The following is a 16,038-nucleotide window of genomic DNA, read 5'->3' on the forward strand; positions in this document are numbered from 1 at the left end:
CCCCGTCCTTCCTGAGTACGGGCCACGGATGAACACCGGCCGACCGGACGGTTACCGGAGGCCGTCAGCTCGACAACACCCGCTCGACGAGCTCGCGCACGGCTCCATCGCCGCCGCGCCGCCGTAGCACGACGCGTGCCTCCGCCCGCACGAGCGGGTGCGCGTCCGCGACGGCGACCGGCCAGCCCACGATCCGCATCGCGGGCAGATCGTTGACGTCATTGCCGAGGTATGCGACGTCGGCGAGCGCCACATCCTGCTCCCGGGCCCACTGTCGGAGTGCGGCCTCCTTGTCGTCGATCCCGTGCAGGACGGGGACACGGAGCTTGTCGGCTCGGGCTCGCACCACGGGGTTCACCTCGGTGGAGAGGATCAGCATCGGCACCCCCGCCCGCCGCAGGAGCGCGACGCCCATCCCGTCCTCCCGGCTGACCCGCACCCGCTCCCCGCCCGCGGCGTCGATGATCGCGGTGTCGTCCGTGTGCACGCCGTCGAAGTCGGTGACCACGGCGCGGGCGGGGACGCGCCCAGGCCGTTCGTGCAGAACCGCGAGGGCCCGGGCTGCCTGGAGCTGTGCGTCGTCGTCGATCTCGATCGCGGTCTCGTCGGGCACGGGGGCGATCCCGATACGACCGAAGAAACGGTGTCGATGGGCGCGGAACCCGTCGGCCCGGAAAACGTAGAAGGCTCCGGTCTCCAGGTAGTGCGGCTCTCGGTCCTGGCGGCGAGGGCGGTGGCCGGCCTCGTGGTTGATCGCCTCGGCCGCGCCGTCGGCTCCCCGGCGCCAGAGGAAGCCGTAGGTCTCGACGGCGGAGAAGACGCTGTCGGACTCTCCCTGCCGCACGGCGGCGACGGCATCGGCCAGCGCCGCGCTCGGGAGGAACGGCGAGGTGGCCTGCAGGAAGGCGACGACCTCGAAGCGCTCACCCTCGCGCTCCAGCTCATCGAGTGCATGGAGGATCGCCGCCTCCGAGACTGCGGTGTCTCCGGAGAGCTCGGCCGGGCGCCGGATGACCCGTGCGCCCGCCTCCTCGGCCACCGCGGCGATCTCGTCGTCGTCGGTCGAGACGACCACGAGATCGAAGCACGCCGCCGCCCGCGCGGCGTCAACGGCTCTGGCCACCAGCGGAACCCCTCCCACACGCTCGAGGTTCTTCCTCGGGATCTGCTTCGACCCGCCCCGCGCGGGGATGATCGCCACCGCCTGCCGCACGCGTTCGTCCATGTCGTGTCTCCTCATCGTCCCCGGATCTCCCGCCAGGCTCGGCCCGCTCGGCGGCGGGCGCCGACAGCCGTGAGCCGCCATTCCTCGACCCGACCCACGCCTCCGCGTGGAGCCAGCAGGCCGCGCGCGCCCCGCGGCGGCGACCCTCCCGGGAGGGCGAGCGAACTCAGCCGGTCCGGCGAGAAGTAACGGCGGCGCTCGTCCTGGTCGAGGCCGTCGAGCAGCTCCTCGGCCCTGGCGCGAAGGTGCCCCGCGATCTCCGGCTGCATCATGTAGCCCACCGCGTCGACGAGGAGCTGCAGCCGATCCGAGTCGGCGTAGGGCGAGGGCGTCCGGGTGAGCGCATCGACGATCGTCAGCGGGATGCGGTTGCTGTTCTCCACCGGGGCGAGGGTGCGGAGCAGTTCCGTCGTCCCTGCGGCCCCGATCGTCCGCCCGAACAGGGTACGGACCGTGGGCAGAGCCGTCGAGAAGGTCGCCACGACGGCGCGTGCATCGAGGCGCTCCGCCAGGAGTTCGGCAGGCAGGCGACCGCGATCCTCCACGAACGTGAGACCGCGACTCTCCGCATGCGCGCGCACGGCGTGGGCGAGCTGCGGCGGTGCCGCGGGATGGGGCTTGAAGACGATGCGCTCCGCATGCTCCGCCGTCGCCCGGTCGACCAGCCGCTGTTGGAGCGCGAGCTCCTCGGCCGCGGTCAGGAGGCCGAGGGCTGCGAGGTACTGCCCGAGCACGAGAACGGTCGCCGGCCCTGCAGCAGAGAGCCCCTCTGAGGATTCCTCCGTCTCGCGCAGAGCGGCGGTGAAGGGCGCGGGAGGCACCGGGACAGGCACCGCGTGCGGAGACCCCGCCAGCGGACGGACGCCGGGCACCACGTCGGCGTACACGACGCGCTCGATGCGTGCCGCAACCGCATGCGGCAGCCGGACCCGCATCGGCGCGTAGGTCATGAGGCCGTCGCCGACGATGGTCACCCGGGCCTCCGGGAACAGGGAGAGGAGCGTGCGAGCGGGTGCGACCTGGGGGCTCTGCACGAAGAGCTCGATCTCCCGCGGGTCGAGCCGCCACGCTCGCGCGAGTAGCCGGCCCAAGACGGGGAGGTCGGCATCCGTCGGCTCCCACGCACTCGGATGCAGGGGACCGAGCACGTCGGCCAGCCCCTCCACCCGATGGAAACGGCCGCGGAGGGAGCGCAGCGTAGGATCCTCGGCGATGCCCACGACCGTCTCCGGGACGCGCGACGAGGTGAACGGCACGAGCACCCGCTCCGTCATCCGATCGCCGCCGTCGGTGTCCTCGTCGAGCAGGCCGGCGTCGATCGCGGCGGCCGCGGTCGCGAGTCCGTAGGCGCTGTGCAGGGCGAAGAGGCGAGTCATCCGGCGTGACCTCCGCGGCGCAGGCTGCGCGCCAGCACCCGCCGACGGGGACCGTCGAGCCGGGCGAGCACCCCGGCGACCTCCGCGGCGGGGAGATCCTGCAACAGCAGCCGGATGCGCCGGCGCATCTCCCTCCGCACAGGCGGCGCCATGCGCCGTGAGCGCACCAGGTGATGCGCGCTGAGGGCGAGCGTGGTCCAGACGGCCTTCGGAAGGAAGCGGTCGGCCTCGCGGTCCGCCCGGACGAGGTCGAGCACCTGGGTCAGCGCCGGGGCGAAGTCGAGCTGGCGGCGATCGTGCACCTGGGTGAGCGAGCTCTCGACGCCGCGTCGGTAGAGCAGCGCCGGGGCGTCCACCACGGCGAATGAGGCGGCCTCCAGGTGCAGGCGCCAGACCCACGGGCGGTCCTCGGCCGTGAAGAGGCCGGAGGGGAACTCGGCCAGGCCGCGGTCGAGCATGCGGCGGTGCAGCAGTCCCGCCCAGGCGAACGGGTAGTCCACCATGCTCGGCTCATCGACCGGGAGGATCGCCTCCCGGGGCGGCACGACCCGTTCCCGCCACGGATACGGAGCACGGACGAGCGCGCGCCGCATCCCGGACACGGTCACGTGATCCGTCCGGAGGAAGTCGCATCGGAGCTCTCGCAGACGCGCGGCGAGGACCGCGAGGCGCTGCGGCTGCATCCAGTCGTCGCCGTCGACGAAGCAGAACGCCTCGCCCTCCACGTGCGCGAGCCCCTGGTTGCGTGCCGAGGCGAGCCCGCGCGGTTCCGGATTGCGGAGCACCTCAGCGCGCGGGAACCGACCCGCGTAGTGCTCCAAGAGCGTGCCGGTGTCGTCTCGCGAGCCGTCGTCTATCGCCACGAGCTTGAGGGCGGCCGGATCATCGAACTGCCGGGTGAGCGTCTCCAGCGTGGTGCCGATGTACGGCCCGGCGTCCTTGGCAGGCAGGATGACGGTGACGAGGGGCGTGCGCACAGAGCTCCCGGGATGGACGATGGGCTCGTCATCCTGACAGGCGACGGTGTCCGGAGGGCGACCGCGTGATGAACGCCCGGTGACGGCGCGAGACGCGCGCTGAGGTGTGGCCCGCACCCGAACGAGCCACACCCCCAGTGCGTTGCACTGCCGGATGCGAACACCCGGTGAACCGTCACCGTGAGGCGACGGCCACCTCGCGGCGGTACTGGCCCCCACCAGCGGACCGCGAGGCGTCGTCGAGCGCGACTCCATGAAGATCAGCACTCAACACGTAACACGATACAACTGTCTGTTCGATCGTGCGAATCGACCTAGGTCAATCCGTGAAAATTCGCACGCGCTCTCCGGATCGGCGACGATGGAGGGATGCGGTGGCCGTGGAACACGATGTGGCGTCCGATGCGTCGGCGTCGCCGGCGCGGCGGCATCGAGCTGCGCTGGCTCACCGCCCGCTCCTGGACGCAGCGCTGGTACCCCCAGGGCATCGACGTCGGCGAGCGCCGCGGACGGCGCGCCCTCGCGGTGAGCTGGTTCCGCCAGGACGCTTCGGGGCGCCACCTCGCCTCGCGGGTCGTGCTCGTGGACCGCGAGCGCGCCCGCCGCATCGACATCGTGCTGGCGGTCGCCGACGACGACGGCGTCCTCCAGCCCGCGCCCATCCATGCGGGTGGTCTCGCCTGGTTCGGCGACCGCCTGTTCGCGGCGGCGACAGGTCAGGGCATCTGGGAGTTCGACCTGGGGGCGCTCCGGCGCGTGCACGGCACGGAGGCGCAGCGGATCCGCGGAGGCACCAGCCGCCGGGACCGACGGACGACGGTCGTCGCGGTGCGGACGCGACGCCACCCGGTCGCCCTGCGTTGCTCCTTCCTCGGCCGGGTGTTCGACGCGGACGGGACGCCGCTCCCCCGCGTGCTCATCGGCGAGTACCGGGGTCAGGAGACCGGGGCGATCGGCGAGTTCACGATCCCCGACGGCACCGACGGCGGCTTCGTGGAACGGGAGCGCTTCACCCCCGGGATCCGGCACATGCAAGGAGCCGTGCGGTGGGGGGACCGCTACTTCGTGTCACAGTCCGACCACCTGCGCCCCGGAGTGCTGTGGTCGGGACCGCGCCCGTCCCTCACCAGAACCCCGGTGGCGCTGCCGGTCGGCTGCGAAGACCTGGCACTCGATCCGGATGACGAACTGCTGTGGACCCTGGGCGAGCATCCGTGGCGGCGCGTGGTGCGGGGCATCCCGTTCGCGGCTCTCGGGCTCCGGCGTCACGGAGGGGGCACAGATCCGCGAACGTAGACTGAAGGGGTGAAGAAGCCCGCCCCCCTCCTCGTCTACACCGTGCTGCGCCTGCTGGCGTTCCTCGTCCCGCTGGCCATCCTGTGGCTCTTCTTCCCGATCTTCCGCGAGTTCTGGTGGCTGGCGGCGATCTTCGCCGCCCTCATCGGCGTGAGCATCTCGATGCTGTTCCTCCGCGCCCCGCTCTCCGATGCCTCGGCACGCCTGCACGAGCGTCGACAGGGAAGGGTCTCCGGGCAGCAGGCCGACGCCGACGCCGAGGACGAACTCGTCGACCGCTCCCCCGACGACCGCCCCTGACGCACGCCCGCCGGGCTCAGCTTCGGAGATCCGAGGCAGGTCCGATTGTTGGACCGGGTCGTAAAACTCTCGGCTGACCCATAGGTTCGACCGGCATCTCGGCCCCCTGTGCATGGTCACCGGGCACAACTTCGGAGGGACCGCACGACGCGCCGAGGATAGGTCCGAGACAACGGCGTGTCCGTCGCGAGCTCCGAAGCTGTGCCCGGCGAGGCGCGGACGACGGGGAGCAGAGTCAGCCGGCGAAGGCCCAGAACAGGGCGCCGGCGTAGAGCAGTGAGGTCAAAGAGGTGAGCGCGAGGGCGATCACCAGTTCCCGCGGCTGCCGGTACGTCCAGACGATCACGATCGCGGGGAGACCGGCCAGGAGCGCGAGCAGCGCGAGCCAGGCGATCGGGAACAGCAACGCGAGGAACACGGCAATGCCGAACGGCACGAGCACGAAGAGCGTGAAGAGGACCTGCGTGGCGCGGCGGCCGATGAGGACCGTCAGCGTGCGCTTGCCGACCTCGCGGTCCTGATCGATGTCGCGGAGGTTGTTGGCCAGCAGCACCGCGCAGGCGAACAGTCCGGCGGCGATCGCTCCCAGCCAGGCCTGCTGCGGGAGCATGAAGACCTGCACCCAGGTGGTGCCGAGGGTGGCGACGAGCCCGAAGAACACGAACACGAAGACCTCGCCGAGGCCGTAGTACCCGTACGGCCGCTTCCCGCCGGTGTAGAACCACGCGGCGACGATGCAGGCCGCGCCGACCGCGAGCATCCACCACTGCTCCGTGCGTACGACGATCGCGACGCCGACCACGGCGGCGAGCGCGAAGAAGACCAGGCCGATGACGAGAACCGTGCGCGGCTTCACGCGGCCGGAGGCCGTGAGCCGCGCCGGGCCCACTCGATGGGCATCGGTGCCGCGGATGCCGTCGCTGTAGTCGTTGGTGAAGTTCACGCCGATTTGCAGCAGGACCGCCACGGCGAGGCACGCGAGCGCGATCACCCAGTGGAACTCCGGACCCGTGCTCCGCGCGGCTCCTGTACCGATGACGACGGGGGCGATCGCGAGGGGCAGCGTGCGCAGACGTGCCGCACCGATCCAGTCGCCGATCGTCACGGGACCCGCTTCGACGACCGGCCGCTTGGCCGGGTTGCCGCTGGTGCGCGACGGGGTGCGACGACCGGACTTCTTCTTGCGCTGGGAGGATGCTGCCACCCACGGAATCCTAGTCGTCGCGGCGAGGCGACGAGCTCAGCGGTGCGGGTTGCTGTCCTTGCCGTCGAGCCAGAGCTCGTCGGTCTTGTCGGCGTGCGACCCGGTCGTGCCGACGTGCTTGTCGCTGATCTTCGGTCCCTTGAGGATGACGTGGACCATCGCCTGCGCGTGGCCGTGGCCGAGCCCGTACTCCTGCTTGAGCCAGTTGAGGACGACGGTGGACTTCGTGCTCTCGTCGAAGCCGTGCTCGTGGGCGAGGTCGATGAACTGCCGCGGCGTGAGGCCGGTCTGGGTCTCGACCTTGTCGAGGTACGCCTGGAAGGACATGGTGGTCTCCGCTCTCAGTCCTCGTCGAGGAACGTCTGGATGATCGTGTCGGACGCGTGGATGCAGAGGATCCGGAGGAGCCCGGTCCCCGCATTGGTGAAGCCATGTGGCGTGAAGGCGGGCGCGGTGGCGGTATCTCCGGCTCGCGCGACGAGGGCGTCATCGCCGATCCGGATACGCACCGTGCCCTCGAGCACGATCCAGGTCTCAGAGTAGGGGTGCCAGTGCAGCCCGGGCCCCTCCCCTGGCTGGTTCTCGACGAAGAAGTAGGAGACGGCGGCTCCGTGCTCGGCGCCGACGAATCGGCGGCTGCGCCCTGTGCCGATGCGGATCGCCCCACTCGGGACGAGGACGGGAAGGTCGGTCTCGGTCATGACCCCAGTGTCGACAGCACACGTGGGACCTCCTAGAGTTTCGACGTGGATCGAAACTCCGTGCCCGTCGAGGGCGTCGACCACCCGGATCACCGGGTCGAGTTCCACCTGAGTCCCGGTGACATCCAGGCGGTGCGGTTCGGCATCTCCCCTGGGCACGAACTGGCGCATGCGGTGCGCGTGCTCCTCCGCCCGGCGGCGCACCCTCTGCAATGGGGGTGGCTCCGCACCGCGCGGGAGGGGCTGCCGCGCGACGCCTTCGCGCTCCTGGCGACGGTGATCGGCGACGACGGCTACCTTCCGGACTTCCTCACCAGCACTCCGCGCGACGACCTGACCCCCGAGGCCGAGCTCGCCGCCCTGCGGGAGGCGGCGCTCGACCCGCTGCGCGTCGACCTCGGCAAGCGGATCCAGCGCTCGACGGGTGCACAGCGTCAGGCCCTGCGCGACCTGTCCGCCCGGCCGGCGCGCGCACGTGCGATGATCGCCGACGCCTGGGAGGAGGTCTGGGAGGCCGCGTTGGCACCGACCTGGCCTCAGCTGGAGCGCCTCCTCCGGGCCGACATCGCCGTTCGTGCCCGGGTGATCGCGACGACCGGCATCGCCGGGATGGCCGGCGCCCTCCATCCCCAGGTCTCGTGGGGCGCGGGTGCGGTGCGGGTCTCGCTCCGCCGACACAGTGAAGAGGTGGACTGTCGCGGCAGCGGCCTCGTGCTGGTGCCCTCCGTCCTCTCGTCCTGGGGCTGCCTTGTGCTCACCGAGCCGCCGGCACAGCCGACGCTGTTCTATCCCGCCCGGGGCGTGACCGCGGGGTGGGCACGGGACACGGCCGAGACCGTGGCAGCCCTGGGCGCCCTGCTCGGCCCGGCGCGCGCCGGCATCCTCCTCACCGCGGGGACTCCCCGCACGACCTCGGAGGTGGCCGCCGATGCGGGGCTCGCGCTGTCGACGGCGTCGCACCATCTCACCGTGCTGCGGGACGCCGGGCTCGTGGCGAGCGAGCGGGACGGTTCCCGCATGCAGCACGTGCGCACGCCCTTGGGCGAGGCGCTCGTCGGCGCGCTGCTCTGACGCCGCCCTACTCGGCGGTCGAGACCGGGATGATGGGCCGGTGCTCGTAGTAGGTCTGCAGGACCACGGTCGTGCGCGTGCTCACGTTCGCCGCGAGCCGGACGTCGCGGACGAGCTGCTCCAGGTCGCGCGGCGTCGGCACGCGGACGAAGAGCATGTAGCTCGCGTCGCCGGCGATGGAGTGGCAGGCCTCGATCGCATCGAGGTGCTCCAGGAGCTCGGGGGCGTTGTCCGGCTGGGCCGGATCGAGCGGCGTGATCTCGATGAAGGCGGACAAGGGAGTGCCCGCCTGCTCGGGGTCGAGGATCGCGCGGTAGCCGGTGATGACGCCGCGGGTCTCGAGCCGCCGCAGCCGGGACTGCACCGCCGACACTGACAGCCCGACGGCGTCGGAGAGCTGAGACAGCGTGGCCCGCCCGTCACGGGAGATGGTCGCCAGGATCGAACGGTCGACAGAATCATCCATAGCTGTAAGATTATCGTCAGGATTCCGTTATCACCGGAATCTTTCCGTTTTTCACTGCGATCGGAGGTTCCGATGTCCCTCGTTTCCGCCAACAGTTCCGCTGTTCAGGCCGTCGTCGGCGAACCCGAGGTCGTCGAGGACGCGTCGATCGTCGAGAACTCCCCCGCCTGGGCGCAGCTCAAGCAGGCGGCGATCGCCATCCGCGAGCTGCAGATCAAGGACGGCTCGATCCCTGGCGCTTCGACGAGCTCAGCGACCCGGGACCAGGCGACCGCGCTCGTCGGGGAGATCACCGCGGCGATCCGGGCACTCGCCCCCGCCTTCCCCCACGACGCGGACTACCTCGCCGCCTCCGTCGCCGACTTCGAGCGCTGGGCCTCCGAGGGCTTCGGCGTGCCCGACTTCCTCGACTCGCTCGTGGCGTTCCAGCCGCAGCAGCACCGCATCGACGGGATCCGCCACCTCGTGGTCTTCCCGATGTACACGCAGAACGGCTCCAGCGACCGCCTGGTCGAGGCGCTCATCGTCGAGACCATCTGGCCGGAGTTCATCGCCGCACTCGAGGCGGGCGACTACGGCAACAAGCTCTTCGTCTCGCTGCGCCTCGTCGACTTCACGCCCGGCTACGACACGAATTCCGCGGTGCTCTTCCCGGAGACCGTCGCCATGCGCGAGATCCCGACCTTCACCTGGGGCGCGATCTTCCAGGACCGTGAGGCCGCCCGTTACCGCCGCGTGGTCCGTGCGGCCTCGGAGATCACCAACCTCGACCCCCCCGAGCGTGCGGCGGCGATGCTGGAGGATCAGGAGGTCGCCGAGAAGACCTTCGTGATGTGGGACATCATCCACGACCGCACCCACATGCGCGGAGACCTGCCGTTCGACCCGTTCATGATCAAGCAGCGGATGCCGTTCTTCCTCTACTCGCTGGAGGAGATGCGCTGCGACATGACGGCGTTCCGCGAGTCGGTGAAGATCGAGCGGGCCCTGGATGCCCGGGTCGCCGCGGGCGAGGAGCTCACGGAGACCGAGCGGGAGATGCACGAGTACGCGCACCTCGTGCAGTACGCCGTGATCTTCGACCGCATCTTCCGCTTCGCCATCACCGGCACGCGCGTGCGCAACTACGACGCGGTGGGTGGTCAGCTCCTGTTCGCCTGGCTGCACCAGCGCGGCGTGCTGCACTGGACCGACACGGCGCTCGCCTTCGACTGGGAGAACGTGCCGGACGCCGTCGTGGCCCTCGGGGACGCGATCGACGACCTGTACTGGCACTCGATCGACCGCCCCAAGGTCGCGCACTGGCTCGCCGCGTATGACCTGGTCCGCGGCACGCTGACCCCGCATCCTGCCTCTCAGTGGGCGCGCGGGCTGTCGGACGAGATCCTCGCCGGAGCACCGAAGGGCTACACCGACGCGGTCCTGGACGACGAGTTCCCGCTGTCGATGTTCTTCGAGACGCTCGACAAGAAGATGAAGCCGGTCATCGAGTCGACGGTCGGCATCCGCGGTACGGACGACTGATCCGCATCGCTTCGTTGTGACGCTGGGGCGCACCCCCTCTGCGGCCGGAGACCCGGATCCCGGGTCCGGCCGCAGAGGCATCTCCGACCGAGAGGACACCGCATGACGACGCCGAAGATCGAGGGAGCGCAGGGCCGCGTGGTCGTGCTGGCAGGAGCCACGAGCGCGGCGGGCCTCGCGGCGACGAGGGCGCTGCGCGACGCCGGGGCCCGGGTGATCGCCACCGGCCGTACGGACGAGCGGCTGCGTCCGCTGGCCGAGGCGGGCGCCGAGACCGAGCTCGCCGATGCGACCTCCCTCGCCGAGATGACGGCGCTCGCCTCGCGACTCGAGACGGTCGATGCGGTCGTGCCCCTCGTAGGTGGCTGGCGGGGCGGCGGCGGACTCGCCGGGCAGACCGACGACGACTTCGCGGCGCTGCTGCCGGCGCTGGTGGCGGTGCAGGCGACGAGCCGCGCCTTCGACGCCCACCTCCGCGCCTCCGCCGCCGGACGATTCGCGGTCGTATCGTCGACCGTCGTCGCACGCCCCCTCGCGGGTGGAGCGAACTATGCAGCGGTCAAAGCGGCGAGCGAGGCCTGGACCCGCGCCGTCGCCCAGGGATTCTCCAAGGCGGCGCGGGAGGCCGACGAACCGCTGCGGGCCGCTGCCGTCGTGTTCCGCGCCAAGGCCCTCGACCACGATGTCCTCGCCGCGCGTCTCGTGGGGCTCTGGGACACTGACGCCGCGGACCTCAACGACCGGGTGCTCGACCTGGGCTGAGTACCCCTCCTCGGACGATCACCGGGATTCGGGCGGTATGCCGGGGACGATCGGTGGGGCGTCTCGAAACGCGTGCGGGCCGTCGCCCGCTTCGTCCACGGCGTCGGCTGCCGGTTCGGGAGCCTCCTCCGGAGCCGGGTCGGGGGCGGTCGCGTACAGCTCGGTGAGCGTGCGATACGACCTGGTGAAGAAGGCCAGGGTGGCTGCCACCACCATGATCAGCCCCGCGAAGAGGCAGATCAGCGCGATGCCGCGCGCCTCGCCCTCGCCGAGGAGCCACCCCCACTGCCGCTGCCCCTGCGCGCTGTCCATGTACGGGATCACGAGGAACTCGGCGATCGGAGCGATGAGGAACGCGGTGATCGGGGCCGCCGCCGCCTCCATCGCCGCCGCGGTGCCGAAGACCCGCCCCTGGCGCGCGAACGGCACGACCTTCTGGATGACTGTCTGCTCCGCGGCCTCGACGGGCGGCACGAGCGCCATGTACACCCACATGCCGAGGACGTACAGCGGCCACCACTCCCGCAGCATGAAGATCGCCCCGAGGAGTCCCATCGCGATCACGACGAGCAGCATCGTGCGCACGGGCTTCCTGCCCAGGCCGAACTTGGCCACCAGTCCCCCGCCGATCAGGAATCCGGTCGACGCGAAGGCCAGGGCGAACCCCCACATCTGCGCGTCGAAAAGCGTGAGCCCGTACGGATCCATGAGCGCCATGTAGACGCCGCCGATGAGGTTGTTGAAGGTCGAGAAGACGATGAGCGCGAACAGTCCGGGCGCCTGGCGGATGGCCTGGACGCTGCCGCGGAAGTCGACGGCGCTCTTCGCCTCCGGGTCGACCTCGGGCTCGGACTCCGGGATCCGGATGAACAGCAGGTGCGCGAAGGTGAGGGCCATCGCCACGATCGCGATCCCCAGAGTCCAGCCCATGCCGAGGAAGCCGATGGAGAGGCCGGAGAAGACGCTCGTGACGAGGAAGGCGAGCCCCTGCACCGTGCCGACGAGACCGTTGGCGTTGGCGCGCTTCTCCTCCGGCACCAGCAGCGTCACCGTGGTGGACAGCGCGATGTTGCGGAGCTGCTCGATCACCCCGCCGAACAGGATGACGCCGGAGAACAGCCAGAACCACGGTCCGCCGAGGTCGAGCAGGGACGCCTCGGGCTGCCAGAGGTAGAGGATGCCCGCGACGAGGAAGGCCACCGCCGAGATGACGCTCGACAGGAGCATGACGCGGTGCTTGCGATGACGGTCGACGATGGTGCCGAACACCATCGCGAAGAACGCGACGAACAGCATGTAGGCACCGCCGATGATGCCCGTGGCCAGCACCGACCGGGTCTCGATGTAGACCCAGAAGGTGAGGGCGAACCACAGGAAGCTCGTCGTGACGTTGGCGACCAACGTGTTGACGAGGACGTTCGCGAAAGCGGTCTTCGCCGCGCTGCGTTCCATGGGTTCGAGGGTAGAGCGGGCCTCGGACATCCGGTAGGGGAAGGCGATTAGGCTTGTCCGGTGAGCATCCCGCACGACCCCGCCATCCGGGGCTTCGCCAGTGACAACTACTCCGGCATCCACCCCGAGGTCCTGGCGGCCCTCGCGGCCGCGAACGGGGGCCATCAGGTGGCCTACGGCGAGGACGCCTACACCGCCCGCCTGCAGGAGGTGTTCCAGGCGCACTTCGGCGACACCGCCGCCGCGTACCCCGTGTTCAACGGCACCGGCGCGAACGTCACCGGCCTGCAGTCGATGCTGCCGCGTTGGGGGGCCGTGATCGCGGCCTCGACCGCGCACATCAACGTCGACGAGGGCGGAGCCCCCGAGAAGATCGGCGGCTTCAAGCTCCTCACCGTCCCCACCGACGACGGCAAGCTCACCCCCGAGCTCATCGACCGCGAGGCCTGGGGCTGGGGCGACGAGCACCGCGCGCAGCCGCTCGTGGTCTCGATCACGCAGTCCACCGAGCTCGGCACGCTGTACACCGCGGAGGAGATCCGCACGATCGCCGATCACGTGCACGAGCGCGGCATGAAGCTGCACGTCGACGGCGCGCGCCTGTCGAACGCGGCCGCGGCCCTGGACCTGCCGCTGCGGGCGTTCACGACCGACGTCGGGGTGGACGTGCTGACCTTCGGCGGCACGAAGAACGGTGCCATGCTCGGCGAGGCCATCGTCGTGCTGAACCCGGACGCCGCCGTCGGCCTCAACTACGCGCGCAAGTTCAACATGCAGCTCTCGTCGAAGATGCGCTTCGTCTCGGCGCAGCTCATCGCACTGCTCGACGGCGACCTCTGGCTGCGCAACGCCCGGCATGCCAACGCCATGGCGGCCCGGCTCCGCGGACGGATCGAGGACGGTCTCGCCGACGGATCGATCGTCGGGGTGGAGTTCACGCAGCCGACGCAGGCGAACGGCGTGTTCGCGACCCTGCCCGAGGGCATCGCCGATCAGCTCCGCGACATGTTCCGCTTCTACGACTGGGACGCCGCCCGCCGCGAGGTGCGCTGGATGTGCGGCTTCGACACCGAGGAGTCCGACGTCGACGCCTTCGTCGACGCCCTCGCCCGCCTCACCCGCCCCTGACACGCCCCTGACGCGCCCCTGACCGCCCCCTGATCGCCGAGACCCCGGGTTCGCGGCGAGACCCCGGGGTGCCCGCGGGTCTATGCCGGGGTGTCGACGCGAAGCCGGGGCTTCGGCGGGGAGGTCGGGAAGCGAGGTCAGCGGAGGAGGCCGAGGCTGGCGAGCGCGTGGCGGATGAGGGTGCCGCGGCCGCCCTCCATCTCGGCGGCGACGGCGTCGGAGGCGGCGGCCTCCGGGGAGAACCACGTCACCTCGAGGGCGTCCTGACGCGGCTCGCACGTCCCGGTCACGGGCACCACGAAGGCGAGGGAGACGGCGTGCTGACGGTCGTCGTGATACGCGCTCACCCCCGGGATCGGGAAGTACTCGGCCACCGTGAACGGCAGCGGCTGCGGCGGCAGGAGCGGGAAGGCCATGGGGCCGAGATCGTTCTCGACGTGGCGGAACAGCGCGTCGCGGATCGTCTCCCCGAAGCGCACGCGACCCGACACGATCGTGCGCGTGATCTCGCCGAGCGGGGTGGACCGCAGCAGCACGCCGATCTCGGTGACCTGGCCGGAGCCGTCGGTGCGCACGGGGATCGCCTCGACGTAGAGCATCGGAAGGTGGCGCCGCGCCTCTTCCAGCTCGACATCGCTCAGCCAGCCGGGGTTCGCATCCGGCACCGGCGGGTTCGCATCGCGGAACGAACCGAGGCCCTCGTCTTCGGGCTCCGGCTCCGGATCGGGTGTGCGCACCGCCATGCCTCCTTTCTACCAGCCGTCCTCGCTCCTGGGCAGCACCGGCGCGAGCCCTGGCAGGATGACGGTGTGACCGAGAACCTGACGATCGACGATGCGGCGACGCGCTGGTCGCCCACCGACCGCGCCGGGCTCCCGCTGCTCGTGCTGCTGCACGGGTACGGCGCCGACGAGCACGACCTCTTCGGCCTCGTCCCGTATCTGCCCCCGGGGATCGCGGTGGCCGCCGTCGCCGCGCCGCTGACCCCGCCCTGGCCGACCCCCGGCCGCTCCTGGTATCCGATCGAGGGGCTGGACGGACGCAGCTCCGCCACCGTCACCCTCGCGGCCGAGGCGTTCCTGCGCTGGCTCGACGACGCCGCGGCGGACGCGCCGTCGGTGGCGCTGCTCGGGTTCTCCCAGGGCGCCGCAGTGTCGCTGCAGGCTCTGCGGCTGGCCCCCGAGCGGTTCGGTGCGGTCGTCGCGCTGAGCGGGTACGCCGCCCCGGACCCCCTCCCCGGCGATGCGCACCTCGCGGAGGTCAGCCCCCCGGTCTTCTGGGGCCGCGGTTCGCACGACGACGTCATCCCCGCGCCGCTGATCGCCCACACGGCGCAATGGCTCCCCGCGCACTCGTCCCTCTCCGGTCGCGTCTACAGCGGTCTCACCCACAGCATCTCGGAGGAGGAGCTCGGCGACGTGCACCGGTTCCTCACGACCTGGGTCGAGGGGATCGGCGCGGATCAGGCGGAGGGGTCCCGGCCGTCCTGAGCGCCGTCGGCGGAGTCCGGGTCGGCGGCGGCGCCCTCCGCCGCGTCTCCCCTGCCACCCCCGGAACCGCGGAACGCCACGGACAGGGCGACGCCGATCGCGAGACCGATCCCGATGCCGAGGATCCAGTTGCCCAGCGCCATCCCCATCGAGACGCCGATGGCCACGCCGAGCGCGAGACCGATGCCGAGGCCCGTCCGTGCGCGCATCTCGTCGGGACTGGGGTTCCGATCGTCTGCCATGCCTCCACGGTAGGAGCCTGGGAGCGGCGCCGCATCCCCCGCGCGACGGACCCGCGACACGCCCGGGAGTTGCGCGGCGCGACACGCCCGGGTATCGTCGTGGCGTCCTGTCCGCCGTGTCTGGAAGTCCTTTGATCTGAATCGTCGCCTCCGCGCCCCTCTTCTCGCGCGCTGACCCGACGATCGCCGACTCCCCGGCAGACGCCCTCCTCCGCTTCCGTGACTCCACGGTCCGAAGGGCTCGGTGTCAGTGCACCCTCGCACTCGACAGGAGACACCCCATGTCACAGCCCTCTTCCTCGCACGCCGCCGTCGTCCTCGACCGGCTGTCCCTCACCTGGCCCGACGGCACGGTCGCCCTCGACGGCGTTTCCGGAGCCTTCGGCTCGGGCCGCACGGGCCTGGTCGGCCGAAACGGCGCCGGCAAGTCGACGCTGCTCCGGCTGATCGCCGGGGAGCTCGCCCCCACCTCCGGAACGCTCAGCACCTCGGGCGAGGTCGCCTTCCTCCCCCAGCAGCTCACCCTCGACGTGGACCGCCGGGTGTCCGACCTCCTCGGGGCGACGGCCGCCCTCGATGCTGTGCGGGCCATCACCGCCGGTGACGTCGACCCCGCGCACTTCGACGCGGTCGGCGATGACTGGGACATCGAGGCGCGGGCGGAGGCCTCCCTCGCGGAGGCCGGGCTCGCCCCCGCGTTCCTCGACCGCACGGTCGGCGAGCTGTCCGGAGGGGAGGCCGGGCTCGTCGCGATCGCCGGCATCCGGCTGCGGCGGGCTCCCATCACCCTCCTCGACGAGCCGACGAACAATCTCGACCGCGAC

The 16,038-nt window shown here is 71.2% G+C and carries 18 protein-coding genes; 8 read left to right on the forward strand and 10 right to left on the reverse strand.

Going from position 1 to position 16,038, the window contains the following annotated elements:
• Window positions 1-64: 64 nt before the first annotated feature.
• From DW296_RS13660 to DW296_RS13670, 3 genes are read right to left on the reverse strand one after another with little or no spacing between them, the layout of a single operon-like run.
• Window positions 65-1,225: an acylneuraminate cytidylyltransferase gene (locus tag DW296_RS13660; protein WP_136052651.1), complete on the reverse strand. Its 1,161-nt coding sequence runs from the start codon at window positions 1,223-1,225 to the stop codon at window positions 65-67.
• A gap of 11 nt (window positions 1,226-1,236) precedes the next feature.
• Window positions 1,237-2,601: a polysialyltransferase family glycosyltransferase gene (locus tag DW296_RS13665; protein WP_136052652.1), complete on the reverse strand. Its 1,365-nt coding sequence runs from the start codon at window positions 2,599-2,601 to the stop codon at window positions 1,237-1,239.
• Window positions 2,598-3,578, reverse strand: coding sequence for a glycosyltransferase family 2 protein (locus DW296_RS13670; protein WP_205808005.1), 981 nt, complete (start codon window positions 3,576-3,578; stop codon window positions 2,598-2,600). The genes DW296_RS13665 and DW296_RS13670 overlap by 4 nt, the downstream gene beginning before the upstream one ends.
• 369 nt (window positions 3,579-3,947) lie before the next feature.
• Here DW296_RS13670 and DW296_RS13675 point away from each other — a divergent pair, with 369 nt between their 5' ends.
• Together DW296_RS13675 and DW296_RS13680 are read left to right on the forward strand one after the other, a co-directional pair.
• On the forward strand, window positions 3,948-4,874 hold the full coding sequence (locus DW296_RS13675; protein WP_136052654.1) for a hypothetical protein: 927 nt from the start codon (window positions 3,948-3,950) through the stop codon (window positions 4,872-4,874).
• A gap of 9 nt (window positions 4,875-4,883) precedes the next feature.
• Complete coding sequence (locus tag DW296_RS13680; RefSeq protein ID WP_136052655.1) at window positions 4,884-5,174, forward strand: DUF4229 domain-containing protein; 291 nt, start codon at window positions 4,884-4,886, stop codon at window positions 5,172-5,174.
• 235 nt (window positions 5,175-5,409) lie between these two features.
• Here the strand turns inward: DW296_RS13680 and DW296_RS13685 are convergent, their stop codons facing one another.
• The 3 genes from DW296_RS13685 to DW296_RS13695 are packed head-to-tail and all read right to left on the reverse strand — an operon-like array spanning window position 5,410 to window position 7,079.
• Entirely contained in the window at window positions 5,410-6,378 is a 969-nt protein-coding gene (locus DW296_RS13685) for a 1,4-dihydroxy-2-naphthoate polyprenyltransferase (RefSeq protein WP_136052656.1), read from the reverse strand.
• A gap of 36 nt (window positions 6,379-6,414) precedes the next feature.
• The gene (locus DW296_RS13690) at window positions 6,415-6,705 is read right to left on the reverse strand and encodes a DUF4287 domain-containing protein (RefSeq protein ID WP_136052657.1); all 291 of its coding nucleotides are present in this window, start codon (window positions 6,703-6,705) and stop codon (window positions 6,415-6,417) included.
• 14 nt (window positions 6,706-6,719) lie between these two features.
• Entirely contained in the window at window positions 6,720-7,079 is a 360-nt protein-coding gene (locus DW296_RS13695) for a cupin domain-containing protein (protein WP_136052658.1), read from the reverse strand.
• A 45-nt stretch (window positions 7,080-7,124) separates the two neighbouring features.
• On the opposite strand from DW296_RS13695, the gene DW296_RS13700 reads away from it, so the two are divergent.
• Window positions 7,125-8,150 carry an ArsR/SmtB family transcription factor gene (locus DW296_RS13700; protein ID WP_136052659.1) on the forward strand — a complete coding sequence of 342 codons (1,026 nt, stop codon included), beginning with the start codon at window positions 7,125-7,127 and terminating at the stop codon, window positions 8,148-8,150.
• Between the two features lie 7 nt (window positions 8,151-8,157).
• Here the strand turns inward: DW296_RS13700 and DW296_RS13705 are convergent, their stop codons facing one another.
• Window positions 8,158-8,616 (reverse strand): Lrp/AsnC family transcriptional regulator, encoded by a 459-nt coding sequence (locus DW296_RS13705; protein ID WP_136052660.1) that lies wholly within the window; start codon window positions 8,614-8,616, stop codon window positions 8,158-8,160.
• Window positions 8,617-8,688: 72 nt separating this feature from the next.
• On the opposite strand from DW296_RS13705, the gene DW296_RS13710 reads away from it, so the two are divergent.
• Together DW296_RS13710 and DW296_RS13715 are read left to right on the forward strand one after the other, a co-directional pair.
• A complete protein-coding gene (locus DW296_RS13710; protein ID WP_136052661.1) occupies window positions 8,689-10,140 on the forward strand; it encodes a DUF6421 family protein in 1,452 nt (483 codons plus the stop codon).
• 102 nt (window positions 10,141-10,242) lie between these two features.
• On the forward strand, window positions 10,243-10,902 hold the full coding sequence (locus tag DW296_RS13715; RefSeq protein ID WP_136052662.1) for an SDR family NAD(P)-dependent oxidoreductase: 660 nt from the start codon (window positions 10,243-10,245) through the stop codon (window positions 10,900-10,902).
• Between the two features lie 18 nt (window positions 10,903-10,920).
• Here the strand turns inward: DW296_RS13715 and DW296_RS13720 are convergent, their stop codons facing one another.
• Entirely contained in the window at window positions 10,921-12,354 is a 1,434-nt protein-coding gene (locus DW296_RS13720; RefSeq protein ID WP_136052663.1) for an MFS transporter, read from the reverse strand.
• Between the two features lie 60 nt (window positions 12,355-12,414).
• On the opposite strand from DW296_RS13720, the gene DW296_RS13725 reads away from it, so the two are divergent.
• A complete protein-coding gene (locus tag DW296_RS13725) occupies window positions 12,415-13,482 on the forward strand; it encodes a threonine aldolase family protein (protein ID WP_136052664.1) in 1,068 nt (355 codons plus the stop codon).
• Window positions 13,483-13,619: 137 nt separating this feature from the next.
• Here the strand turns inward: DW296_RS13725 and DW296_RS13730 are convergent, their stop codons facing one another.
• Entirely contained in the window at window positions 13,620-14,225 is a 606-nt protein-coding gene (locus tag DW296_RS13730) for a DUF4916 domain-containing protein (RefSeq protein ID WP_025102462.1), read from the reverse strand.
• A gap of 66 nt (window positions 14,226-14,291) precedes the next feature.
• Between DW296_RS13730 and DW296_RS13735 the strand changes: the two genes are divergently transcribed.
• Window positions 14,292-14,972 (forward strand): alpha/beta hydrolase, encoded by a 681-nt coding sequence (locus DW296_RS13735; RefSeq protein WP_136052665.1) that lies wholly within the window; start codon window positions 14,292-14,294, stop codon window positions 14,970-14,972.
• Here the strand turns inward: DW296_RS13735 and DW296_RS13740 are convergent.
• Window positions 14,945-15,214: a hypothetical protein gene (locus DW296_RS13740; RefSeq protein WP_136052666.1), complete on the reverse strand. Its 270-nt coding sequence runs from the start codon at window positions 15,212-15,214 to the stop codon at window positions 14,945-14,947. The genes DW296_RS13735 and DW296_RS13740 overlap by 28 nt on opposite strands.
• Window positions 15,215-15,495: 281 nt before the next feature.
• Between DW296_RS13740 and DW296_RS13745 the strand changes: the two genes are divergently transcribed.
• Window positions 15,496-16,038, forward strand: a 543-nt coding sequence (locus DW296_RS13745; RefSeq protein WP_136052667.1) for an ATP-binding cassette domain-containing protein, incomplete at its 3' end; no start/stop codon positions are given.

Source organism: Microbacterium sp. K36, assembly GCF_004794355.1.
Classification (GTDB): Bacteria; Actinomycetota; Actinomycetes; order Actinomycetales; family Microbacteriaceae; genus Microbacterium; species Microbacterium paraoxydans_D.

Coding starts and splice junctions, on each gene's coding strand:
- DW296_RS13710 (WP_136052661.1), top strand. CDS start 8,689: ATGTCCCTCGTTTCCGCCAACAGTTCCGCTGTTCAGGCCGTCGTCGGC.
- DW296_RS13705 (WP_136052660.1), bottom strand. CDS start 8,616: ATGGATGATTCTGTCGACCGTTCGATCCTGGCGACCATCTCCCGTGAC.
- DW296_RS13695 (WP_136052658.1), bottom strand. CDS start 7,079: ATGACCGAGACCGACCTTCCCGTCCTCGTCCCGAGTGGGGCGATCCGC.
- DW296_RS13740 (WP_136052666.1), bottom strand. CDS start 15,214: ATGGCAGACGATCGGAACCCCAGTCCCGACGAGATGCGCGCACGGACG.
- DW296_RS13715 (WP_136052662.1), top strand. CDS start 10,243: ATGACGACGCCGAAGATCGAGGGAGCGCAGGGCCGCGTGGTCGTGCTG.
- DW296_RS13675 (WP_136052654.1), top strand. CDS start 3,948: ATGCGGTGGCCGTGGAACACGATGTGGCGTCCGATGCGTCGGCGTCGC.
- DW296_RS13720 (WP_136052663.1), bottom strand. CDS start 12,354: ATGGAACGCAGCGCGGCGAAGACCGCTTTCGCGAACGTCCTCGTCAAC.
- DW296_RS13730 (WP_025102462.1), bottom strand. CDS start 14,225: ATGGCGGTGCGCACACCCGATCCGGAGCCGGAGCCCGAAGACGAGGGC.
- DW296_RS13665 (WP_136052652.1), bottom strand. CDS start 2,601: ATGACTCGCCTCTTCGCCCTGCACAGCGCCTACGGACTCGCGACCGCG.
- DW296_RS13690 (WP_136052657.1), bottom strand. CDS start 6,705: ATGTCCTTCCAGGCGTACCTCGACAAGGTCGAGACCCAGACCGGCCTC.
- DW296_RS13660 (WP_136052651.1), bottom strand. CDS start 1,225: ATGGACGAACGCGTGCGGCAGGCGGTGGCGATCATCCCCGCGCGGGGC.